General features: G+C 40.4%; 27 protein-coding genes. 24 read left to right on the top strand and 3 right to left on the bottom strand.

Annotation, left to right across the window (positions count from 1 at the left end; genetic code table 11):
• The first annotated feature begins 7 nt into the window (after positions 1–7).
• Genes BET01_RS09505 through holA form a run of 6 tightly spaced genes read left to right on the top strand, consistent with a single transcriptional unit; the run spans position 8 to position 8,585 of the window.
• Positions 8–1,789: an ABC transporter ATP-binding protein gene (locus BET01_RS09505; protein ID WP_120196567.1), complete on the top strand. Its 1,782-nt coding sequence runs from the start codon at positions 8–10 to the stop codon at positions 1,787–1,789.
• Between the two features lie 12 nt (positions 1,790–1,801).
• Positions 1,802–2,668 (top strand): DegV family protein, encoded by an 867-nt coding sequence (locus BET01_RS09500; RefSeq protein ID WP_120196566.1) that lies wholly within the window; start codon positions 1,802–1,804, stop codon positions 2,666–2,668.
• Between the two features lie 28 nt (positions 2,669–2,696).
• On the top strand, positions 2,697–4,139 hold the full coding sequence (locus BET01_RS09495) for a sensor histidine kinase (protein ID WP_120196565.1): 1,443 nt from the start codon (positions 2,697–2,699) through the stop codon (positions 4,137–4,139).
• A 16-nt stretch (positions 4,140–4,155) separates the two neighbouring features.
• Complete coding sequence (locus BET01_RS09490; RefSeq protein WP_120196564.1) at positions 4,156–5,151, top strand: GerMN domain-containing protein; 996 nt, start codon at positions 4,156–4,158, stop codon at positions 5,149–5,151.
• A gap of 53 nt (positions 5,152–5,204) precedes the next feature.
• Entirely contained in the window at positions 5,205–7,571 is a 2,367-nt protein-coding gene (locus BET01_RS09485) for a DNA internalization-related competence protein ComEC/Rec2 (protein ID WP_158585019.1), read from the top strand.
• A 42-nt stretch (positions 7,572–7,613) separates the two neighbouring features.
• On the top strand, positions 7,614–8,585 hold the full coding sequence (gene holA, locus BET01_RS09480) for a DNA polymerase III subunit delta (protein ID WP_120196562.1): 972 nt from the start codon (positions 7,614–7,616) through the stop codon (positions 8,583–8,585).
• An 82-nt stretch (positions 8,586–8,667) separates the two neighbouring features.
• Here the strand turns inward: holA and BET01_RS09475 are convergent, their stop codons facing one another.
• From BET01_RS09475 to BET01_RS09465, 3 genes are read right to left on the bottom strand one after another with little or no spacing between them, the layout of a single operon-like run.
• A complete protein-coding gene (locus BET01_RS09475) occupies positions 8,668–8,865 on the bottom strand; it encodes a DUF6774 domain-containing protein (RefSeq protein WP_120196561.1) in 198 nt (65 codons plus the stop codon).
• A 57-nt stretch (positions 8,866–8,922) separates the two neighbouring features.
• The gene (locus BET01_RS09470) at positions 8,923–9,378 is read right to left on the bottom strand and encodes an ImmA/IrrE family metallo-endopeptidase (RefSeq protein WP_120196560.1); all 456 of its coding nucleotides are present in this window, start codon (positions 9,376–9,378) and stop codon (positions 8,923–8,925) included.
• 24 nt (positions 9,379–9,402) lie between these two features.
• Positions 9,403–9,885 (bottom strand): helix-turn-helix domain-containing protein, encoded by a 483-nt coding sequence (locus BET01_RS09465; protein WP_120196559.1) that lies wholly within the window; start codon positions 9,883–9,885, stop codon positions 9,403–9,405.
• 97 nt (positions 9,886–9,982) lie between these two features.
• On the opposite strand from BET01_RS09465, the gene BET01_RS09460 reads away from it, so the two are divergent.
• The 18 genes from BET01_RS09460 (at position 9,983) to BET01_RS09385 (ending at position 22,517) form a co-directional block, all read left to right on the top strand.
• Complete coding sequence (locus BET01_RS09460) at positions 9,983–10,282, top strand: toxin-antitoxin system, antitoxin component, Xre family protein (protein ID WP_243117173.1); 300 nt, start codon at positions 9,983–9,985, stop codon at positions 10,280–10,282.
• A gap of 27 nt (positions 10,283–10,309) precedes the next feature.
• Positions 10,310–10,723, top strand: coding sequence for a phage tail terminator family protein (locus BET01_RS09455; RefSeq protein WP_120196558.1), 414 nt, complete (start codon positions 10,310–10,312; stop codon positions 10,721–10,723).
• Between the two features lie 13 nt (positions 10,724–10,736).
• Entirely contained in the window at positions 10,737–10,934 is a 198-nt protein-coding gene (locus BET01_RS09450; RefSeq protein ID WP_120196557.1) for a hypothetical protein, read from the top strand.
• Positions 10,928–12,226, top strand: coding sequence for a phage tail sheath family protein (locus BET01_RS09445; RefSeq protein WP_120196556.1), 1,299 nt, complete (start codon positions 10,928–10,930; stop codon positions 12,224–12,226). The genes BET01_RS09450 and BET01_RS09445 overlap by 7 nt, the downstream gene beginning before the upstream one ends.
• Positions 12,227–12,243: 17 nt before the next feature.
• The gene (locus tag BET01_RS09440; protein WP_120196555.1) at positions 12,244–12,717 is read left to right on the top strand and encodes a phage tail tube protein; all 474 of its coding nucleotides are present in this window, start codon (positions 12,244–12,246) and stop codon (positions 12,715–12,717) included.
• 22 nt (positions 12,718–12,739) lie between these two features.
• Positions 12,740–13,168, top strand: a complete 429-nt coding sequence (locus BET01_RS09435; RefSeq protein ID WP_120196554.1) for a phage tail assembly chaperone — start codon at positions 12,740–12,742, stop codon at positions 13,166–13,168.
• Between the two features lie 14 nt (positions 13,169–13,182).
• Positions 13,183–13,350, top strand: coding sequence for a hypothetical protein (locus tag BET01_RS21720; protein ID WP_166428724.1), 168 nt, complete (start codon positions 13,183–13,185; stop codon positions 13,348–13,350).
• Positions 13,351–13,417: 67 nt separating this feature from the next.
• Positions 13,418–15,916 (top strand): phage tail tape measure protein, encoded by a 2,499-nt coding sequence (locus tag BET01_RS09430; protein WP_243117178.1) that lies wholly within the window; start codon positions 13,418–13,420, stop codon positions 15,914–15,916.
• Entirely contained in the window at positions 15,916–16,581 is a 666-nt protein-coding gene (locus BET01_RS09425) for a LysM peptidoglycan-binding domain-containing protein (RefSeq protein ID WP_120196552.1), read from the top strand. The genes BET01_RS09430 and BET01_RS09425 overlap by 1 nt, the downstream gene beginning before the upstream one ends.
• 14 nt (positions 16,582–16,595) lie before the next feature.
• On the top strand, positions 16,596–17,552 hold the full coding sequence (locus BET01_RS09420; protein ID WP_120196551.1) for an XkdQ/YqbQ family protein: 957 nt from the start codon (positions 16,596–16,598) through the stop codon (positions 17,550–17,552).
• Position 17,553: 1 nt separating this feature from the next.
• A complete protein-coding gene (locus BET01_RS09415; RefSeq protein ID WP_243117177.1) occupies positions 17,554–17,859 on the top strand; it encodes a DUF2577 domain-containing protein in 306 nt (101 codons plus the stop codon).
• Between the two features lie 15 nt (positions 17,860–17,874).
• Positions 17,875–18,276, top strand: a complete 402-nt coding sequence (locus BET01_RS09410) for a DUF2634 domain-containing protein (RefSeq protein WP_120196549.1) — start codon at positions 17,875–17,877, stop codon at positions 18,274–18,276.
• Complete coding sequence (locus BET01_RS09405; RefSeq protein WP_120196548.1) at positions 18,276–19,355, top strand: baseplate J/gp47 family protein; 1,080 nt, start codon at positions 18,276–18,278, stop codon at positions 19,353–19,355. The genes BET01_RS09410 and BET01_RS09405 overlap by 1 nt, the downstream gene beginning before the upstream one ends.
• Positions 19,339–19,893 carry a putative phage tail protein gene (locus BET01_RS09400; RefSeq protein ID WP_158585017.1) on the top strand — a complete coding sequence of 185 codons (555 nt, stop codon included), beginning with the start codon at positions 19,339–19,341 and terminating at the stop codon, positions 19,891–19,893. Before BET01_RS09405 ends, BET01_RS09400 begins: the two co-directional genes overlap by 17 nt.
• Positions 19,883–20,830 (top strand): hypothetical protein, encoded by a 948-nt coding sequence (locus BET01_RS09395; RefSeq protein WP_120196546.1) that lies wholly within the window; start codon positions 19,883–19,885, stop codon positions 20,828–20,830. Before BET01_RS09400 ends, BET01_RS09395 begins: the two co-directional genes overlap by 11 nt.
• A gap of 90 nt (positions 20,831–20,920) precedes the next feature.
• On the top strand, positions 20,921–21,340 hold the full coding sequence (locus tag BET01_RS09390; RefSeq protein ID WP_120196545.1) for a phage holin family protein: 420 nt from the start codon (positions 20,921–20,923) through the stop codon (positions 21,338–21,340).
• 189 nt (positions 21,341–21,529) lie between these two features.
• Positions 21,530–21,685, top strand: a complete 156-nt coding sequence (locus tag BET01_RS21550; protein ID WP_158585016.1) for a hypothetical protein — start codon at positions 21,530–21,532, stop codon at positions 21,683–21,685.
• Position 21,686: 1 nt separating this feature from the next.
• Complete coding sequence (locus tag BET01_RS09385) at positions 21,687–22,517, top strand: peptidoglycan recognition protein family protein (RefSeq protein WP_120196544.1); 831 nt, start codon at positions 21,687–21,689, stop codon at positions 22,515–22,517.
• Positions 22,518–22,541: the final 24 nt, after the last annotated feature.

Here is a 22,541-nt window from a genome sequence, read left to right as displayed (position 1 = left end):
GGATTATATGAAAGAAAAAGAGATGAAGACAGGCGTATTGCTAAAACGCTTTGTGCCTTACTATAAAAAATACACCAAAGTGATGATCATGGACTTGTTCTGTGCGTCACTAACAACAATTTGTGAGATGGTTTTACCCTTGATTCTACGTTATGTAACGAATCAGGGACTTAAGGATGTGGCTTCTTTATCAGTGAACACCATTGTAAGTATGGGTTTGTTTTATTTTGCGCTCAGAATCATTGACGGAATTGCTAGTTTTTATATGGCTTATACGGGACATGTCATGGGAGCCGCCATTGAGACTGATATGAGGCAGGATGCCTTTTCTCATTTACAGAAGCTTTCTGATAACTATTTTAACAACACCAAAGTTGGGCAAATCATGTCAAGGATCACCAGTGATTTGTTTGAAGTGACGGAATTTTCTCACCATTGTCCGGAAGAGTTTTTCATTGCATTTTTAAAGACTGTGGTTTCCTTTATTATTTTATCTAGGATCAATCTGCCTCTGACTTTAATTATTTTCTGTTTGATTCCGGTGATGGGAGTTTCTTGCATATACTTTAACCTTCAGGTAAAACGTGCATTTAAGCAACAGAGAAATCACATCGGGGAATTGAATTCAAGGATTGAAGACAGTCTTCTTGGTAACCGTGTGGTACGTGCATTTGCCAACGAACAGATAGAGATTGAGAAGTTCACTCAGGACAATATGGAGTTCCTTAACATCAAAAGGAAAGCCTACAAATACATGGCTGCTTTTCAAAATACCATCCGCATGTTCGACGGACTGATGTATGTGGTAGTTATCGTAGCAGGTGGAATCTTCATGATCAAAGGGCTGATTGAGCCAGGAGATTTGGTAGCATATACCCTTTATGTATTTACTCTTCTTTCTACCATTCGTAGAATCATTGAGTTTGCAGAACAGTTCCAAAGAGGTATGACAGGAATTGAACGTTTTATGGAACTCATGGATGCAGATGTCGATATCTTTGACGAAGAAGGTGCGACTCATCTTGATGAGGTAAAGGGCAGCATTGAATTTAAGGATGTTTCTTTTGAATATCCTGATGATCACAATGCGGTCTTAAGCCATATTAATCTTTCCATCAGGCCTGGAGAGAAAGTAGCTTTAGTAGGCCCCTCTGGTGGAGGAAAAACTACATTATGCAATCTACTTCCCCGGTTTTATGATCCAACAGAAGGAAACATTCTTCTTGACGGACAGGATATAAAAACAGTTACACTAGACAGTTTAAGAAATGCAGTAGGTGTTGTCCAGCAGGATGTATATCTATTTTCCGGCACTGTTTTTGAAAATATTGAATATGGTCATCCAGGTGCCTCCAAAGAGGCTGTATATGAGGCAGCAAAGCTGGCAGGAGCTCATGAGTTTATTATGGGACTAAAAGAGGGCTATGAAACTTATGTGGGAGAACGAGGCGTGAAATTATCCGGTGGTCAAAAACAGCGGGTCAGTATCGCCAGAGTATTTCTTAAAAATCCACCAGTACTGATATTAGATGAAGCGACCTCCGCCCTGGATAATGAAAGCGAGTATCTGGTATCCAAGTCCCTGGATCGATTGTCAGAGGGACGAACCACACTTACCATTGCCCATCGTCTTACAACCATACAGAATGCTGACCGAATTTTGGTTCTGTCTGAAAGCAGGATCGTAGAAGAAGGCAGTCATGAGGAGCTTCTTTCAAAGCAAGGAATGTATTATCAGCTTTATACCTCTGTAAGGGAAACAGAGAAGGAAGTTGAGTTAGAGAAATAAAGGAGAACGGAAATGAAAGTAGCGATTTTAACGGACAGCAACAGTGGAATTACCCAATTGCAGGGCAAGGAAGCTGGAATTTATGTGATACCAATGCCTTTTATGATGGGTGGAGAAACATTTTTTGAAGATATTACTCTAACTCAAAAAGAATTTTATAAAAAATTAGAGGAGGGAGTGGACATTTCCACCTCTCAGCCATCTCCTGCAGACCTTATGGATGCCTGGAATAAGCTTTTGGAAGAATACGATCAAGTGGTTCACATTCCGATGTCCAGCGGATTAAGCAGCTCCTGCCAGACGGCCCTAGTGCTTGCAGAGGATTATGCTGGGAAAGTATTCGTAGTCAATAACCAGCGTATCTCCGTAACATTAAGAGAGTCTGCCCTGGAAGCAAAAAGAATGGCAGATGCCGGTATGAGTGGCAGTGCGATTAAAGAAAAGTTAGAAGAGACCAAGATGGATTCTACTATCTATATTACATTGGATACCTTAGAATACTTAAAAAAGGGTGGTAGAATCACACCGGCGGCTGCTCTTTTAGGTTCCTTCCTTCGAATCAAGCCAGTTCTTACGATTCAGGGAGAAAAGCTGGATGCTTTTGCTAAAGCAAGAACCACCAAACAAGCAAAAACCATGATGATTACTGCTGCTAAAAAGGATATGGAAGAGCGCTTTGGAGATCCCAAAGGAATACATACGAACATATCTGTGGTACATTCCAATAATGAGGCTGCTGCGTTGGAATTTAAACAGGAGCTGAAAGAGATATTCCCAGAGACAGGTGAGATTTACGTGGATCATCTATCCTTAAGCATATCCTGTCACATTGGACCAGGTGCTCTAGCCATTACCTGTACGAAAAAGCTAGAACTATGACAAGAGATTATGTAGGAGGAATGGGACGATGTTTCTGGATAAGATTTTAAAAATAAATCGCACCATAAGCCTGCGGGCTACCCTTATCATAGCCTTTTTATTGATTGGAAGCATACCTGTCTTTATCCAGAGTCCGGTTATGCTTGGTTCTTATAAGCAGAATTTAATTGATTCCAGGATGCAGGATATTCAAAACCAATGCTGGATTTTAAGCAATAAGATGACCCGCAGCGGTTATTTGACGTCTGAGCCAAGGGATCCTCTCCTGGACAATGAGATGTCTGTGAAAGCAGATATGTTTAATGGAAGAATTGTAATTGTGAACCGAAGTTTTCGTATCATCAGTGATACCTTTTCTTTATCCATTGGCAAGATTAATGTTTCCGAAGAAGTGATTAAGTGTTTTGGCGGGGAAAATAGTAATAAATACAATTCTGAAAAGCGTTATTCTGCTTTGACCATCCCAATCTATTCCAATAGTCAGGATAAAGAGATCGACGGTGTGATGATCGTAACCGCTTCCGCAGAAGATCTTCTAAACCGGGTCGCCCAGGTATCGGAAAAAGGATCCCTATTAAACGTGATGATTGTATCGATTCTCGCCATCATAGTAGTTCTGCTCGCAAAGCTGATTATGAAGCCGTTTCAGGAGTTACAACGCCTGTTAAACCGTGCTTCTGAAGGTGATATGGATGAACCAATCAGTTCTCGAGCCTATAAAGAAACTATGGCGATTACGGATTCCATTAATCAGACCTTAAAGAAATTAAAAGCAGTGGATAAATCAAGAGAAGAGTTTGTATCCAATGTTTCCCATGAACTTAAGACACCCATTACCTCTATCCGCGTACTGGCTGATTCTCTTACAGGAATGGAAGATGCTCCGGTAGAGCTTTACCGAGAATTTATGAGTGATATCTCTGTGGAAATCGAGCGGGAGAGCAAGATAATCGACGATTTATTGGCCTTGGTTCGGATGGATAAAACCTCTGGTGGTAGCTTAAATATAGCGCAGGTCAACATCAACGGACTTTTGGAGTTGATTTTAAAGAGATTACGGCCCATAGCTGGAAAGCGCAATGTGGAACTGATCTTTGAGAGCATCCGAGAGGTGACTGCCGATGTCGATGAGATGAAGTTATCCCTTGCACTGAGTAACCTCGTAGAGAATGCCATTAAGTATAACATGGAGAGTGGCTGGGTTCGTGTAACCTTGGACGCAGATCACAAGTTTTTCTATGTAAAGGTGGCTGATTCTGGTATTGGTATTCCGGAAGAATTTCAGGAACATGTATTTGAGCGTTTCTACCGGGTAGACAAAGCGAGATCCAGAGAAACCGGCGGTACTGGTCTTGGCCTATCCATCACAAAGAAGATAATACTGATGCACCAGGGAGCCCTGAAACTTCAAAGCAAAGAAGGAGAGGGAACTACCTTTACGGTGCGAATTCCTCTTACCTATATCTCATAGAAACAGGAGGAGTCATATGAGGAAACAAAGAATTATATTTTTAATCCTCCTGGTCTGCCTTCTTAGCCTGACAGGCTGCAAAGGAAGAAGTAAATTGGGAGGAGAAACACCAACTGGTAATGTATATAAGATTTATTATTTAAATTCGGCTATGACAAGGCTTGATCCTCAAGATTATACAATGCCCGAGAAGACGTCTGATCGTGATGAGACTCAGATCGACTGGGAGATCATTCGACTGATGGATCAGCTTAAGACTGTGCCAAAGGATTTGGATCGTCAGGCAGCAGTGCCTGATAAGGTTGGATTTGAAAAATACAAGCTGGAGGATAAGGTTCTCTATCTGTATTTTGATAACAATTATTCTATGATGAATAGTACTAGAGAGATATTATGCAGAGCTTCTCTGGTTCGGACCTTAACCCAGGTAAAAGGTGTGGACTATGTAGCAGTCTATACGGCAGAACAGCCCCTTATGGATAGTGCAGGAAGTCCGGTAAGGCCTATGGCGAATTCCGATTTTATTGATAACATCAGTAATGTAAACTCCTATGAGAAGACAGAGCTTGTATTGTATTTCTCAGATGGGGCAGGGGAGAAGCTGGTAAGGGAAACAAGAGATGTGGTCCATAACGTCAACACCTCTTTGGAAAAGCTCATTATAGAACAGCTCATTGCAGGTCCAAGTCGTCAGGGAATGAATCCTACACTACCAAAAGAAACAAAGCTATTAAATGTTTCCGTGAATGAAAATGTCTGTTATATTAATTTTGATTCCACTTTTTTAAATAATACTCTGGAGGTAAAAGAGTATATACCTATATACTCCATTGTCAATTCTCTTGCTGCTGTTACAAGTATAAACAAAGTGCAGATCACGGTAAATGGCTCCCAGGAATTTGTGTTTCGGGACTCTATTTCCCTAAATCAGCTATTTGAGCGGAATCTGGATTATAACGCGGAGAATGAAGTAGAAGAAAAGGAATCTGAAACAGGAGGAAATCAACAATAAAACGTCCATTATGTCTGATCGCAGGGGGATTTGTACTTGGAGAGACTGCCGCTTTGCTGGCTCTGACATCATGGTTTTTGATTCCGGCTTTTTTTGCAGCCGGGATGATTCTTTATGGTTATTGGAGAGGCAGGGATACCAGGTGGGTTCTTTTGCCTCTTATCTTTTTCTACCTTGGTATGGCTTGGTCATGTAAATACGAAAGAAGCTGGGAAAGGCGGGAAGAAATTGCACAAAGCCTTTCTAAGACTTATGTGGAAGCAAAGGGGAGAATTACTTCCCTAGAGGAAGCAGACGGAACTCTAAAAATCACACTAAAAGACAATCAGGTCTGGAAGCTGGGGTATAAGGGAAAAAGAAGTGCAGATAGCCTGTTTGTAAAAGGCTTGATGGTATCGGTTAAAGATGATTTAAAGAATGAGAAAGTTGGAGATTCCACTAGATTTAAGAATCTCTTAGTGGGGCAAATAATCCTGGTAAAAGGGGAGGCAAATCTCTTTTCCAGGGCAAGAAATCCAGGCGAATTTGATTCAAAATCTTTTTATCAAGTCATGGATCTGGATATGAAGTTATATGGTGAGGATATTGTTATTGTGGACAGCCGTAAAGATCCCATTCTTGAGGGAATCCGTCAGGTAAAACTTTGGATAATCGCAATTTTCTACAGACTCACGGGAGAAAAGGAAGCTGGGATATTTGTAGCTGCTGTCATTGGTGACAAGGAAGGGATACCAAAGGAGATCAATGATCTCTATCAGAAGAATGGCATCGCCCATCTTCTCGCTATCAGTGGGATGCATATGTCGGTCATTGGTCTGTTTTTCTACAAGATTCTTAGAAAGATGGGGCTTTCCTATGGGATATCTGGAAGTATCAGCTCTGTGCTTGTGATTCTCTACGGAATCCTATCTGGTGGTTCCCCGTCAGTGGAGAGAGCTGTGATTATGATGATCATAGCATTTCTAGCTTCTTATCTTGGCAGAACCTACGATCTTTTGTCTTCGGCTGCCCTTGCGCTTTTTCTTCTAGCAGTAAAGTCACCCCTTATCCTTATGCAGGGAGGAGTGCAACTTTCCTTTGGTGCTGTGTTTGCCATTGGAGGGATCATGCCCCTAATGGTCAAATGGGTGGGGGATGAGAGGCCATTTGTCAAAGTTATATCGGCTTCCGTCGCCATACAGATGATTACACTTCCAGTTGTGCTTTATCATTTCTATCAACTTCCTCTCTATGGAATCTTCTTTAACTTTATAGCGATACCTCTTATGGATGCAGTTGTTTATTCTGGTCTTGCTGTGATCTTTATAGGCAGCATTTGTCCCATCCTAGGGACCGCAGCTGCAGGACTTGGAAACTACATTCTAATCTTTTATGAGTTTGCCTGCAGGCAAATTTCAAAGCTCCCCTATTATAATCTAACATTTGGAAGGCCTAATCCGCAGCGGATTGTTGCATACATATTCTTTTTGGCGGCTCTATTCTTTCTTCTTTCAATTACAACAAATCCCAAACCAAAAAAAACAGAGGAAAAATCCATTTCTTCATCCATTTCACTATCTCTGCGCTTGATTCTTTTGTTTTCAGTATATGGTATCTGTATCCTGCTATTTAAACCTGCGCCAGTTTCTGGGTTGGAAGCTAATTTTCTTGATGTAGGTCAGGGAGACGGTATTCTTCTTCGTACGGGGACTTCAGCGGTACTTATCGATGGTGGCAGTTCCTCCAAAAAGACCTTGGGGAAATACACGTTGGAGCCATGTCTAAAAAGCCTTGGAGTATCTGTTATTGACTATGCCTTTGTTAGCCATGGAGATCTTGATCATATCAGTGGTGTCCGTTTTCTTTTAGAAGAAAGCAAAGATATTAAGATAACAACCATCATGCTCCCTTATCACGGTAAGGAGGATGAGAAAATAAAGGAACTGGAGGTTCTAGCCAATAAGCGGGGAACCAAGGTTAAATATTTGGCTGGGGGAGAAGAGATGCGAGTAGAGGAGCTAAAGATATCCTGTCTCTATCCAAACATTGAGGATGTCCCAGAAGATGTAAATGATCAGTCTGAGGTACTTAAAATGGACTTTGGAGATTGTCATATGTTATTTACCGGGGATATGGGAGAAAAGGGGGAGATGAAACTTTTGGAGCGATCCCAAAAGGAATTATCTGAAATTAATGTGTTAAAAACAGCTCACCATGGATCCAATTATTCTTCTTGTGCCCCCTTTCTTGATGCCGTTTCACCCCGTTTTTCTATCATCTCTTATGGCGAGAATAATACTTACGGGCATCCCCATAGGGAGGTTATGGAGCGGTTAAAAGAGCGTGATGTAAGAGTATTTGAGACAGCAAAAAATGGAGCTATCCGCTTGTGGACCGATGGATCTAACATACAATTTACCGGCTTCGTTGACGAGGAGTGAATCTATGGGTATAATAAAAGTAAGAAAGAGAGAGGAAACATCATGCAGACGTTAGCTCAGGATATGAAAGAACAAAGCTTTAAATTAGTCTACTTGCTATTTGGAGAAGAGACATTTTTAAAGAATAGTTATAAAAACCAGTTAAAAGCATCCATTACCCAAGGAGATACCGTTAATTTTAACCAGTTTGATGGGAAAGGAATTGATGTAAGGGAGCTTATAAGTTTATCTGATACCATGCCTTTTTTTGCAGAAAAGAGGCTGATACTAATAGAGGATAGTGGATTTTTTAAAAGCCCAGCGGACGAGCTTTTATCCTATCTGCCTCAGGTTCCGGAAACTACTTGTATGATCTTTGTGGAATCAGAAGTGGACAAGCGGAGCAAGATGTTTAAAAAGGTAAAAGAAGTTGGTTATACCTGTGAGATGGAACGTCAGAATCTAAACCAGCTTGCAAAGTGGGCAGGAACCATATTAGGCAGAGAAGGGAAAAAAATTACCGGCAATACCATGGAGCTGTTTCTTCATAAGACAGGCGATGATATGGAAAACATCAAAATGGAGTTAGAGAAGTTAATCAGCTATACTTTGGGGCGTGAGGTAATTGAGGCTGATGATGTGGAGACTATTTGTACGGAGCGTGTTACCAATAAGATATTTGATATGGTAGCAGCCATTGTAAATAGACAAACTAGAAAAGCCATGGATTTATACGAAGATCTGCTGACCTTAAAAGAACCGCCTATGAGAATCCTATTTTTGATTGCTAGGCAATTTAATCAATTATTGCAGGTAAAGGAGTTAATGGGAAAAGGGCTTGATAAGACTGGGATTGCCACAAAGCTTAAGGTACCAACCTTTGCAGCAGGAAAGCTTATACCACAGGCCAGGTCCTTTTCTAAAGAAGATATCTTGTCTTATGTAAATCTCTGTGTGGATGCAGAAGAAGCAGTAAAGACGGGACGTCTAGGAGATCGTATGGCAGTGGAGTTATTGATTACCAGAAAATATTAATTACAATAAAATAAAACCCAAAAGTGTGATGTATCTATGTACGCTTTTGGGTTTTTCTCATGTGCTTTTGATGCACAGGGTTCTAGTCCTGATCTTCGCAGCAGCATGGATCCTTATCTTCACTACAGGAGCATAAAGCCTCCTGTGCGGAGATAGTTCCTAGAGTGTCACCAAGCTGTGAGAAGATACAACTTAACAGTGCGATTTCTTCATCGGTCTTGTCTTTGGCAATGCAGCAGGCCAGAGAAGACACAAACATGACAAGTTCACAGGATTGCATAAAGACATCACCTCGGGATATTATATGTATAAAAACTGTGCAGGAGAGAGAACATGCTCAATCCATTAACTTATAAATATTAAAAGGTTCAAAAAGGATCAAATAATCATCTTTTTGAAATCCTTTCCCGTATTTTGCCTGATAGCAGTTGATGGCTTCGTAGAAAAATTCCTCGGTTACCTCTAGATATTCTGCGACCTCATAGCCATTACGGCACCCGGCCTCCTTGGCAGCCACCAGTTTATCTAAAGTAATCATCTTATTATATGCCCAAAGCCTGGCGGTTCGTTCCTGCTTTTGATGGGAAACTTCAGACTGATCTGAAATATCCCCTACCGTAGTGTAATAGTGTCCAAGTTCTTCTGCCAAGACGCAGGCCTTTTTGCAATCCGGCATGTTTTGGCGGATCAGTATCTTATCTCCGTTAATCCGCCCATCATTGGCCTTAAGCGGCCTTTCTTTAATCATAATTCCAATTAATTCTGCTTCTTCAGTTAACGCTTCATAATTCAAACAAATCACCCCAGCGAGTTAATATTATTCATCAAAAAATGCATCATCGTGTCTCTTCATCTCTTCCGTTACTTCAATGTCCGTTCTTTCATGAGAGGCAACGGGTAAGAGATAAGACTTGTCCTTTGGACTTAATGTTCTTATATTGTTTTGTTCTTTGATGTATTCAGGTATGTGTACCATTTCCCTGACACGCTTTAACGCTTCTTTTTGACCTTTTTCATTCATGCTGTGGAAATTCTCAAGGATTTCCCCAGCATCTGTACCAAAACAGTTATTCACATAATCGAAAGCAGATGCAGCATCATTCTCCCAACCCATAAGAAAAGCTGGAGTAGTTTTAAGTATCTTTGCAATCGACTCAATCTTAGACTGTGGAAGTCCTCTGCCGTCTACTTCAATTTTATTAATAGAAGAACGAGATTTGTAGCCTGCCTTTAACGCCAGTTCTTCCTGGGAGATACCAAGTTCTTCCCGTCTTCGTTTAATGATTTGACCTATTTCCATTGGATCACCTCCATAGCTATATTATACCACGTTGTAGAAAAGAATTCAACAAATTTCGGAAATGATGTTGACAAAAGTGGGACAAGAGAGTATGATAATGAATGTAGACGATATGACTACAAGGGAGGGTAATATGACGGATACGGTTCGATTGAAGGAAGAAATCAAACGATCCGGTCTGAAAAAAGGGTGGATAGCATTGGAACTGGGGTTGTCTAGCTATGGCTTTCATCGGAAGATCAACAATGAGAGTGAATTCAAGGCCGGAGAGATTAAAAACTTGTGCCAGCTTCTTAAGATTACGTCATTGAAAAAGAAAGAGGAAATTTTTTTTAATGACGGAGTAGACAAAATAACTACAAAAACTCGGAAGCTGGAGAGCAAAGGACTTAAATGATTGGCAATATGGCGAAGGAGGTTGTAAGTGTATAACAAAATTTTGGATGCGGTTATGAAAAAGCTTGGGGACCTATTCCCAGAAGCACAAATTACAGCAGATCCCCTGGGGGCGGGGAAGGAAACTCCATGCTTTGAGGTGAGTATTACTCAGGCCGAAGAAAAGCCGGTAAATGGAAATCGCTATTTTCGAAGCGTAAGTCTTTCCATCATGTATTACCCCAGGCAGTCCCAATATGCGTCCAGAGATCGAAACGAGGTACTGGATACTTTAATGGATAACTTAGAATACATAACGGCAGCAGATGGTTCAATCATCAGGGGTAGCATGAGAACTGGAAAAATTCAGGAAGAGGCTTTAATCTTCCAGACAGATTACGAAATGTATGTTTTAAAATCTTCTAAATCAGAAGATTCTATGGAAGACATAAAATTATCATGAAAGAGGTGCAGTTTTGGCAAAGAAAGAAGTAAAAGCAACAAATCAGACAGCCAGTGAACGTTATACAAAAAGACAGCTGGTCTGCTCCGAACGGTATTGCAATCAGAGTGATCTATTATGCGCTCTGCTAGAAGATGGGAAGTTATATTCCCTGTCAGAAGCAGATGAGATTATGAATCGATTTATGAAAGGAAAGGTGAAAGTATGTTAGGTGGAGGAAATTTTACAGTTCAAAATAAGGTGTTCCCAGGTGCGTATATTAATTTTGTAAACAGCGTTTCAGCTAGAGCATCTTTAGGAAACAGAGGCGTAGCAGCAATTCCTATGATTCTGTCCTGGGGACCTGAAAAGCAGGTGTTTGAGGTAACCGCAGAGGAATTCCAGAAGAACTCAAAGGAAATTTTTGGTTTTACATCGGATGATGCTGCCATGCTTCCTATTAGAGAGCTGTTTAAAAATATGACAAAAGGTATTTTCTATCGTCTAAATGGTGGGGCTTATAGTTCCAATGATTATGGCACAGCAAAATACTCCGGCGAACGTGGTAACAGCCTTATGACTTTAATCTCAAAAAATGTTGATGACGCAAAGAAATTTGATGTAAGAACATTGTTTGACGGCAGAGAAGTAGATTCCCAGTCCGTAACAGCAGCAACAGAATTAAAAGACAATGCCTATGTAATCTTTAAAAAGGAAGCTCCTCTTGCAGAGACAGCAGGTAGTGCCTTTGCGGGAGGAACCAATGGAAGCAATGTGACTGGAGAGGATTATGCAGCATTTCTTGAAACAATAGAAAATACTTCATTCCAGGTTCTTTGCTGTCCATCAACCGACGATAAAGTAAAAGCATTGTTTGCAGCATTTACGAAACGTTTAAGAGATGAAGCTGGAATTAAATTCCAGACCGTTTTACATCAGTATGTAAAAGCAGACCATGAAGGAATTATTTCCGTAGAAAACGAAACAGAAGAAGCGGTTTCTGGTCTAGTTTACTGGGTAGCAGGTGCAGAAGCAGCTTGTGAGATTAATAAAACCAATGAAAACAGGGTCTATGATGGAGAGTTCACCGTAAAGGTATCTTATTCACAGACCCAGCTTGCAGGTGGAATGAAGGAAGGAAAATTCCTGTTTCACAAGGTTGGCAAAAACATCAGAGTCCTTACTGACATCAATACTCTGGTTACCTATACCAATGAAAAGGGAGAAGATTTCTCCAATAATCAGACCATCCGAATTCTGGATCAGATTGGAAATGACATTGCTTCCTTATTCAACACCCGCTATCTTGGAAAGATTTCTAATGATGCAGCAGGCAGGGTAAGCCTTTGGAATGATATTGTTACATACGGAAAACAGTTAACAGTTCTAAGAGCCATTGAGGCCTTGGATTCAAAAGCAATTACGGTAGATAAGGGAGAAGGCAGACGATCTGTTGTTGTTAATTTCCCAGTTCAGCCTGTTAACTGTATGAGCATTTTATATATGACTGTTGTTGTATCTTAAGAAAGGGGAGATGAATTATGAGCAATATTACTATGAACGCATGGGACGCAATCAGCGCAGCAAAAGCGGAGTGTTTTATCACAATTGAAAATGAGCGTTACAATTTTATGCAGGCTTTAAAAATGGAGGCAAAAATTGAAAAGGTCAAATCCGAAATTCCAATTTTAGGACGGGCTATGAAGGGAAATAAAACAGTTGGAATGAAGGGAACGGGTTCTGCCTCCTTCCATTATAACACCAGCATTTTCCGTGATATTTTGTACAAGTATCAGCAGTCTGGTAAAGATGTTTATTTTGATATTCAGGTAACCAATGAAGATCCGACTTCAAGCGTTGGCAGACAGACTATCATTTTAAAGGATTGCAACTTAAACGGTGGCCTTCTTACTAAATTTGATGCCACTGGGGAGTATCTGGAAGAAGAGTTTGAATTCACTTTTGAAAGCTGGGAAATGCCAGAACGTTTCGGAACAATAGCAGGAATGCAGTAAAGATAAAAAGGAGAGTAAAGTTATGGGAGATTTAAGTTGTTTTTTAAGCCAGAATGCAGTAAAGGTTGATCAGGAAAAACATGTGGCATCCAAACGATTCATGGGAGCAAATAAAAAACCGGTAGAATGGGAGATCAAAGCCATTACTTCAAAAGAAGATGAAGATTTAAGAAAAGAATGTACAAAAAGGGTACCAGTCACCGGTAAAAAGGGACAGTATACCCAGGAGACAGACTTTAACTTATATCTTGGAAAGTTGGCATCGGAATGTACCGTATATCCTAATTTAAACGACAAAGCATTACAGGACTCTTACCATGTGATGGGAGCGGATGCGCTATTAAAGGCGATGCTGACAGCTGGAGAGTATGCTGGATACCTTGAAAAGATTCAGCAGGTCAATGGCTTTGATTCCACAATGGATGAGCAGGTAGAAGAAGCAAAAAACTAATTGAGGGGGGCGATATGGAGGCAAATATTGCTTACTATTGCCTCCATAAGATCCACAAATGGCCTCATGAGTTTTTAAGCCTGGATCGATATGAACGAGCTTTTGTCATAGCCGCGGTGCAGCTAAAGCTTGAGCATGATAAAAAAGAAGCGGATAAGGCAAAGGCAGGTAAATACAGGTAACATGGAAGAACGTCCTAAGGGCGTTCTTCCAATCATAATAGGAAAGGAGGAGATAGGTTTGGCTTCAGTGGAATATTCTCTTGCCATTCATGATGGAATGAGCACAGCTTTAAGCGTAATCGATAACTCTATCCAAAAAACCATTACGTCACTTATGAATTTTCAGAGAATGAATGCCTTATTTTTTAATGTTTCATCCTTTGAGAAAATGGGAAAAAAACTTGATATTATAGACGGTGAATACAGAGAAATTACCGATAGCGTATCTAACGTTGAAAAAAAGCAAAAGGATCTTGGAAAAGCAACCGATGATAACGAAAAAAAGATCAAAAAGCTAAAGGATGTCTGGAAGTCTTTTGTGGGCGGGCTGGATAAGATGGGAATTGCGCATAGTCCGTTGGATATCATGTCTCAGGCGAATAATATAAATGCCTCGGGCAATATCATACAAGCCCAAACTGGTATGAAGGGGCAGAACCTGGATATGGCAAAGCAAAGTGCCAAAAATCTATTTACAGATAATATGAGTAAAAGTCCTCAGGAGGCAGCTCAGAGTCTGTCAGCAGTGAACCAGCTAACAGGTAAAGCAGGGGAAGGATTAGAACAGACAACTCGTGCAGGATTACTATTACAGGATGCATTTGGGTATGGGCTAACGGACAGTATTAAATCAGCAGGTACACTTCAACAGCAATTTGGTCTTCAGGGAGCGGAATCATTTGATTTAATTATACAGGCAACCCAGGCAGGACTAAATAAAAATGGTGATTTACTAGAAACCATAAATGCAAGTAGCGATAAGTTTAAGGAGTTGGGGTTAGGCGGGCAAGAGATGTTTAATATGCTGGTAAACGGGGCACAAAATGGCAATGTTTCAATCAGCTCCATTGGCAATGCTGTAACTGAATTCTCACAAAAGGCTGTCAGCGGAGGAAAAGATGCTTCAGATGGATTTGCTTCTTTGGGACTTGATGCAGGAAGGATGACGGAAGCATTTGGCAGTGGTGGAGAAACAGCAAAGCAAGCATTTTTGGAAACGGTAAATGCCCTAAACGCTATGGATGACCCTGTAAGCAAAAATATTGCGGGAACAAAATTGTTTGGTAACTCATGGGGAGAATTAGGACAACAGGGACTAGAGGCACTATCTGAATTAAATGGTTCAGTAAGTTTATCCTCCCAACACTTAGACGAATTAAATCAACTTAAATTCAACAATGCCAGCGGTGCAATATCCTCACTTGCCAATACTATAAATGGAGGATTAGCGGGTCCAATGACAACCGCAGTTACCTTTATTACTAATATAATAAATGATTTTACTGCTGGACTCCAAGGAAAAGTGGACGAGATTAATGGAATATTTGGTATGTTGGGACTTGGTATTGGAATAGTGGGAGGTTTTATTTCTGACAATTGGTCCATTATAGCACCTATACTTTTTGGAATTATTGCGGCTCTAAATGCAAAGGCAGCCTGTGATTTAGTTTCAGCTGCAGCTACTATGGTTCTGGCAGCTGCTCAGACCGCTTTAAACGCAGCGTTTTGGGCTTCTCCAATTGGTTTAATAATAGCAGCTGTAATAATTCTAATTGTGGTTTTCTTTGCAGTGATTGCATTAGTTAATAAGTTTACGGGGACTACTTTAAGTGCAACCGGATTAATAAGTGGATTTTTTAGTGCAATGGCAGCTGTTATTCATAATATCTTTACCGGTATTGGTGTGATCTTTTTTACTTCTGTGGCAGTATTTATGCAACTATTTGGGAAATTCGCAAATTTTCTAAGTAACGTATTTACTCCTCCAATTAAGACTGTAATTAGTTTGTTTTTTACCATGGTTGATAATATTTTTGGGGCACTTCAAAAAGTTGCGGCGGGAATAGATGCAATTTTTGGATCTAAATTTGAAGCTACGATTACAGCACAGAGAGAAAAGTTTTCTTCTATCCAAAAAATAGTGGAAAAAAAATTGGAAGACAAGAAAAACAAAGATGACGAAGTTAATAAGAAATTAGAAAACTTAGATGCTAAAAAAGTAATGGAAGAATTTAATTTCAAACCTGAATTTAAAAATGTTGAGGAGGAGGCTAAAAAGGGCTATGAAGGAGGAGCAAAAAATGGTTTGTTAAAAGGCGAATTTGGAAATATCAAAGATATTTTAGGCGGTCAAAACAAACCATTTGATCCCGACAACTATGGCGACAATTTAGGCGCGGATAATCAACCTGACCTATCAGCAACCCAAAACAACTTAAATCTAAATTCACAAAATAATCCAAACCTATCACCATACCAGGACAGCATCTCGAAAAACTCCGGTGATACTGCAGCAAGCACAGCGGCCATGGCAAACACCATGGATTCCATGGATGAAGAACTAAAATATATGAGAGATGTGGCGGAACAGGAGATTATAAATCGATTTACGCTAGCGGATTTAAAACTGGATATCAATAACAACAATAACATTAGAAATATTGCGGACGCAGAAAGCGTTACCAGTATGCTAAATAATTCAACATCGGAAGCACTTTATTCGTTTGCGGAAGGAGTGACTGGATAATGGCCTATGAAGTATACATAGATGACATGCTACTCCCACTACCACCAGAAAAGATTCCCGTGAAATACAGTGGTCAAAATAAGACGGCAAACCTGATAAATGGAGAAGAGATCAATATCTTAAAACCTGCAGGTCTAGCAGAGATCAATATTGATGTGACCATTCCCCAAATGGATTATCCATCCGCCGTATGGGATGGGAGTATTGACAATGCAGAAGATTTCCTTGGAAAACTGGATGCATTAAAAAAGGGCAAAAAACCCTTCGAATTTACCGTAGTCCGTGAAGGATTTGGAGGAGACAGCCTGTTTGATACAAGTATGGACGTCACTCTGGAAGATTATAAGGTGTCAGACGATGTCAGTCAGGGCCTTGATCTTCTTGTATCTCTTACCATGAAAGAGTACAGACACTACGGAACGCTTATCTTGAATTTTGTCCTAAAAGAAAATGGGGATGCCCAATCAGAACAGGCAGAAGGCGAGCGCTCGGGGGAAGCACCTCAGGAGAAGAATTATACCGTGGTAAAGGGTGATTGTCTTTGGTCTATTGCCAAAAAACAACTTGGCAATGGAAGCCGCTGGCAGGAGATTCATCAATTAAATAAGGACAAGGTAAAAAATCCGAATCTGATTTACCCAGGACAGATTCTCGCATTGCCATAGAAAGGAGGGGAACAGTGGAAGCACATTTATACATTCAAAATGGTGAGACCGTCTACGAGCCAGTAGTCCAGGGGAGTATCACCTGGGAGACGCAGCGCAAAGGTCAGCCTGGAAAATGCACGTTTACCCTGATCCCTGACAACATCCTAAAAATTGAGGAGGGCAATGCCCTCCGACTGGATGTAGATGGGACTCCGGTTTTCTTTGGCTTCATATTTGAAAGAAGTTGGAACAGTGACGGTCTGGTAAAGGTAAGCGCTTATGATCAGCTACGATATCTAAAAAATAAAGATAGTTATAACTATGTTGACTTAACGGCTGGTGAAGTCATTAAAATGATTGCCGGAGACTATAACCTTGAGGTTGGGGAACTGGAAGATACAGGGGAGAAGATTATCAGAAATGAGAAGGACAAGACTCTATTTGATATTATCACCACTAATATGGACATAGCTATGATGCATAAAAAGAAGATATTTGTTTTTTACGACAATGCAGGAAAGCTGACCTTAAAAGATGCAGAGAATATGAAGCTAAATGTAGTCATTGATAATAAAACAGCCCTTGATTATGACTATAAGATCAGCATTGACAGCAACACCTACAATCAGATCAAGCTATATCGTGAAGATAAAAACACAAAAAAACGAGAAGTATTTCTAACGAAGAGTTCAGAAAACATAAACAAGTGGGGTATTTTACAAAAAGATGAATCGATTGATGAAGGGGTTGACGGACAGTCAATTGCAGATAATTATTTAAACATTTACAACCGTCCATCTAAAAGCTTATCAATTAAGGATGCCTTCGGAGATATCCAGGTTCGCGCAGGCTGTATTCTTCCAGTAATTTTGGATACAAAAGATACTGTTCTAAAAAACTATTTATTGGTTGAATCCGTAACCCACAAAATTGACACTGGGACTCACACCATGGATTTAACATTGAAAGGAGCAAATATCTTTGGCTGATGTGGAATGGATAGAAAATATAAAAAGGATAGTAATTCAGGCTATGGAAGCAGGAGATCCATGTGATGTGATTCCTGGTACAGTGGTCAGAGAAAATCCAGTTGAAATTCAGTTAAGTGATAAAATTGTTCTGTTCCATTCCCAGGTTCTGGTACCAGAACAATTAAAAGATCACAGTCGAATCATGAATATCCCTGGATTGGGAGAAGTGACGGTTGAGGTAAAAGGAGAAGTGAAAATGGGAAAAAAAGTGCTTCTTCTTCAAAAACGAGGCGGACAGCAGTATGTAGTCATTGGCACTTGGTAGGAAAGGAGGAACTTTATGCTTCCGAAAACAAGTGAAATTTTACGAAAGAATTTAAAAATCGTTCAGAAACCTTCAAAAACATATAGATTGGACGTAGAAAATAAAAAAATCATTGATGTGGTAGATGGCCTAGAAGCGGTGAAGCAGGCGGTATACTGTATTTTGAATACAGAACGATTTGAATGGCTGATCTATAGTTGGAACTATGGTTCAGAGCTAAAGGATTTGTTTGGCAAGTCAACAGGGCTAGTCAAAGCTAAAATAAAAAAGCGAATCAGGGAAGCTTTGAAACAGGATGACAGAATTTCAGAGGTGGACTCCTTTTCTTTTGATTTGGTGGAACGAAAGCTCCATGTAACATTTATCGTGCATACCCAATGGGGGGAAATTGAGGCAGAGAAAGAGGTGAGTATTTAATGTATGAGGATATGACTTATGAAACTATCATGAGCCGGATGTTAAACCGGGTTCCCCAAGGTCTTGATCAAAGAGAAGGCTCTCTCATTTACACAGCAATTTCCGCAGCGGCGGCAGAGATGCAAGTGGTGTACATAGAGTTTGATACTATTTTAAAAGAAACATTTGCCCAGACTGCTTCCCGAGAAAACTTAATTCGAAGAGCTGCAGAGAGAGGAATGGAGCCAAGTCCCGCTACCAATGCGATTATAAAGGCGAAAGCCACGCCGTCAGAGGTTGTTATTATGCCAGGGCAGCGATTTCGCCTAGGAATTTATTACTATACGGTTATCAAAACAGTAGGAGATGGTATCTATCAGCTAAGCTGTGAAACAGCGGGAACGGCTGGCAACAGGCAGACAGGGCGCTTGATACCGATTGAAAGTATTTCAGGCCTTACCTCTATGGAGATTACCGATCTACTGATTCCAGGAGAAAATGAAGAGGATACAGAAACCTTTCGCAAGATTTACATGAGTTCCTTTACAGAGAAAACATTCAGCGGAAATCGAAAGGACTATTTAATCAAAACAAATGGAATCCCTGGGGTAGGGGCCACAAAGATTACAAGGGCATGGAATGGACCTTCCACCGTAAAACTGACAATTTTGGATTCCAATTATAACAAAGCATCGGATCTGCTGATTCAGACGGTGCAGGAAACCATAGATCCATCTGGCAGTGGAAAAGGGGATGGACTAGCTCCAATTGATCACGTAGTAACGGTAGATACGGTGGAGGAAGTAAAGGTAGGGATAACCTGCACTCTGGAGTATGAGAACGGCTATGAGGAAGAGACTCTTAAAACACTGATAAAAGAGGCAGCAGAATCTTATTTAAAAGAGCTCAGAACCTCCTGGGAAGGTCTTGGAGAACGGGGATGCATTATAAGGATTTCTCAGATGGAAGCCAGAATACTGGCACTGGAGGGAATTTACGATATTAAAAATACTCTTATTAACGGTGCACCAGAAAATCTGGAATTGAACCAGTATCAGATTCCAGTGTATGGGGGGGCTGAAATTGATTCGAGAGGTTGATTTATTATCCTATATTCCAGACTTTCTTAAGGAATATGAAGAAATGAAAACCATTCAAGAAGTCATGCAGTCAGAGATTCAGCGCATGGAAGATGAAACTGAGGTATTGTTCGACAATCAATTTATAATGAGTTCGGATTTGGATAACATTCGCCGATATGAGCAGATGCTGCATTTACAGGCATCTTCCAAGGATACGTTGGCAGACCGAAGATTTAAAGTCTTATCCAAATGGAACCGGATCATCCCTTATACCAAAGTGACATTAAGACAAAGGCTAGCTGTGTTATGCGGAGAAGATGGATATACGCTGGATATTGACCCTGATAAAAAGGTCATTGTAAAGGTCGCATTGAAAAGCAAACGGAATCTAAACGAAGTGAAGAAAATGTTAGAGGAATTCGTACCATGCAATATGGTAATTGATCTGGATCTTCTCTATAACCAGCATCATTTACTCAGCGGATTTAAACACAAACAATTAGGAGCCTGGAGTCACAGGCATATTAGAAATGAGGTGCTTATCAGTGGCAAATAAAACGAACAATTATAAGTTTCCCAAGCCGGAGGCAGATGATTTTTACGACATATCAGAGTATAACAAGGCCATGGATATTTTGGATGATTCTCTGTCAGAGATGGATAAAAAGAAGCTGGATAGGAATGGGGACGCTTCAGAAGCAGTCACTGAATTCGAACAGGAGATTTTAAGAGAGAATATTGAGTCTGGGGAGACATTATCATCTACTTTTGCGAAGGTGAAAAAATGGTTTGCAGAGATGAAAGATGTTGCGTTTTCAGGTCATGCGAAAGATGTTACGACAGATGCGGCTCATCGGTTTGTTAGTGATACTGAGAAGAGTAACTGGAATGGGAAGGTGGCGGCTACTGGGGGAGATATTTCAGAGACTAATATTGACTCATTGGAATCCATATCTACTGAGTTCCCTGTTCCAAATCAAGGGGAAACAACTAAGATTTTTCTGGGAAAGGTTAAAAAGTTTATACAAGATTTTAATAATTTCAAATCTGGTATTATTACCGTTGGCAAGTTGGTCAATAGTGGAAACACTACTTTAGAAGGATATGCGTTAGATGCAAGGTATGGAAAAACATTATTTGATCTATATACTAAATTAAATAGTGATTTAGCGTTACAAGTATTAAACCCTCGCTCTATATTGACACTGCAGAATGGATTTACATACTGGCAAGATACTACTTTTGGAATAATTAGTAGATGCGGGAAAAACGTACACATAAATATGTTATTAAAGGGAAATGCAGGTAAGCCATATAGCTCAATATGCTCATTACCATTTACGCCGGCCATGGCAGAGCTACATACATGTACATTAATCGATGGAAGCTACGTAGAATTTAGAACATATAGTGATGGAACCTTATTTTTGCAATCTTCAACTATTCCAACAATTAATTGGTGGCCTATAGACATCACTTATACTTGCCAGTAAATCACTATTATATTTAGTTTAAAACAATTATTATTTAGATCCGTTTGATACCATGTAAACTTGTAATAAAATTAAAATTGAGGTAAAAAAATGAAGAACATATTATGCACATCCACAGGCATCATCGGCAGCATCATAGCATCACTATTCGGAGGGTGGGATACAGGTATCGCAACGCTAATCCTTTTCATGGGCATCGATTTTTTCTCCGGCCTAGCAGTTGCCGGAATTTTCAAAAACAGCAGCAAAACAGAAACCGGGGCCTTAGAATCAAGAGCCGGCTGGAAGGGACTATGTAGAAAGAGCATGACTCTTCTCTTCGTCCTAATCGCCCACCGCCTGGACCTATCCATTGGGACAAGCTACATAAGAGATACCGTCGTCATTGGTTTTATGGCAAACGAGTTAATATCCATCGTAGAAAACGCTGGACTAATGGGCATACCGCTCCCAGCCGTATTAACAAAGGCAATTGATATCTTAAATCAGAAATCAGAACCAATCAAATAACATCACGTGTAAATCACAAATACCATCGCAAACACCATAACCTCAAACCAACTTTTTTCATCCCCCAATTTTCCCAGATATGAAAAACAAGGCTACAAAACAATTTGTCCCATTCCCCACCCGGGACATTCTACCTTTCACATTCATATCATAAAATTATAATAGTATAGAAAGGACAAGGTGAGAGGTATGGTAAAAAGCGAATCAACGAAGGATATGCCCCATCTAGAACTCATAGGAATCCAGGAAAACCTAAACGATGCCGACTACACGGAAATCCAGCGTTTCCGGGAATCCTTTGACCCGGATGATATGGGATTTTCCGGCAGAAGGGAAGGAATCTAATATGGAAATCCATCAATTATTAACGCCATATAACTATACAAACGGCAACCTCAGCCGTATCAAATATATTGTAATTCATTATGTAGGCGCTCTGGGAGGAGCAGAAGCCAACTGTAAATACTACGCATCTCAATATATTGGTGCCAGTGCCCATTACTTTGTTGGCTTTAGCGGCGAGATTTGGCAGTCTGTAGAAGACAAAAACATCGCATGGCATTGTGGCGCCAAAACTTACAAGCATCCAGAATGCCGCAACACCAACAGCCTGGGAATCGAGCTATGTGTTAGAAACAAAGGTTCTCAGAATGATACCAGCCGGGATTGGTACTTTGAAGAGGCAACCGTAAGAGAAGCTAAGAAACTGACTAAGACTCTCATGGAGCAATACGGTATCAAAGAAGATCATGTCATCCGCCACTACGATGTTACAGGAAAAATCTGCCCCAATCCTTATGTCTATAACCACACCAAGCATACCTGGCAGGACTTTAAGGATGGCCTGGTAACTGCATCCGAAATAAAGTCAGGTTGGGTAGAAGATGAAAGCGGTTGGAAGTTTTATCTAGGAGATACCGGGAACCTTGTAAAAAATGACTGGTACAAAGACGGAGAGAAATGGTATTGGTTTGATGGAGCTGGATATATGGTAAAAGATACCTGGAAAACCGGCTCTGATGGAAAATGGTATTTCTTAACAAGTGATGGTTCCATGGCAAAGGATCAGTGGATTGTCTGGAAAGAAGAGCTATACCGGGCGACCAAAGACGGCATCATGTCGGAAGGAACTATGACGCTCGGCACGGATGACAAAGGTGCACTAAATATTATATAGAAAAGGCGAGTGCCGGATATGAGA

Source organism: Lacrimispora algidixylanolytica, from assembly GCF_003609635.1.
Lineage (GTDB): Bacteria > Bacillota > Clostridia > Lachnospirales > Lachnospiraceae > Lacrimispora > Lacrimispora algidixylanolytica.
Note: the sequence above shows the minus strand (reverse complement) of the source record. Positions and strands in the feature narration are given on the sequence as shown.

Coding starts and splice junctions, on each gene's coding strand:
- BET01_RS09465 (WP_120196559.1), bottom strand. CDS start 9,885: ATGGAAATAGGTCAAATCATTAAACGAAGACGGGAAGAACTTGGTATC.
- BET01_RS09490 (WP_120196564.1), top strand. CDS start 4,156: ATGAGGAAACAAAGAATTATATTTTTAATCCTCCTGGTCTGCCTTCTT.
- BET01_RS21720 (WP_166428724.1), top strand. CDS start 13,183: ATGGAGGCAAATATTGCTTACTATTGCCTCCATAAGATCCACAAATGG.
- BET01_RS09445 (WP_120196556.1), top strand. CDS start 10,928: ATGTTAGGTGGAGGAAATTTTACAGTTCAAAATAAGGTGTTCCCAGGT.
- BET01_RS09435 (WP_120196554.1), top strand. CDS start 12,740: ATGGGAGATTTAAGTTGTTTTTTAAGCCAGAATGCAGTAAAGGTTGAT.
- BET01_RS09385 (WP_120196544.1), top strand. CDS start 21,687: ATGGAAATCCATCAATTATTAACGCCATATAACTATACAAACGGCAAC.
- BET01_RS09440 (WP_120196555.1), top strand. CDS start 12,244: ATGAGCAATATTACTATGAACGCATGGGACGCAATCAGCGCAGCAAAA.
- BET01_RS09500 (WP_120196566.1), top strand. CDS start 1,802: ATGAAAGTAGCGATTTTAACGGACAGCAACAGTGGAATTACCCAATTG.
- BET01_RS09475 (WP_120196561.1), bottom strand. CDS start 8,865: ATGCAATCCTGTGAACTTGTCATGTTTGTGTCTTCTCTGGCCTGCTGC.
- holA (WP_120196562.1), top strand. CDS start 7,614: ATGCAGACGTTAGCTCAGGATATGAAAGAACAAAGCTTTAAATTAGTC.
- BET01_RS21550 (WP_158585016.1), top strand. CDS start 21,530: ATGGTAAAAAGCGAATCAACGAAGGATATGCCCCATCTAGAACTCATA.
- BET01_RS09505 (WP_120196567.1), top strand. CDS start 8: ATGAAAGAAAAAGAGATGAAGACAGGCGTATTGCTAAAACGCTTTGTG.
- BET01_RS09495 (WP_120196565.1), top strand. CDS start 2,697: ATGTTTCTGGATAAGATTTTAAAAATAAATCGCACCATAAGCCTGCGG.
- BET01_RS09425 (WP_120196552.1), top strand. CDS start 15,916: ATGGCCTATGAAGTATACATAGATGACATGCTACTCCCACTACCACCA.
- BET01_RS09390 (WP_120196545.1), top strand. CDS start 20,921: ATGAAGAACATATTATGCACATCCACAGGCATCATCGGCAGCATCATA.
- BET01_RS09405 (WP_120196548.1), top strand. CDS start 18,276: ATGTATGAGGATATGACTTATGAAACTATCATGAGCCGGATGTTAAAC.
- BET01_RS09460 (WP_243117173.1), top strand. CDS start 9,983: ATGAATGTAGACGATATGACTACAAGGGAGGGTAATATGACGGATACG.
- BET01_RS09410 (WP_120196549.1), top strand. CDS start 17,875: ATGCTTCCGAAAACAAGTGAAATTTTACGAAAGAATTTAAAAATCGTT.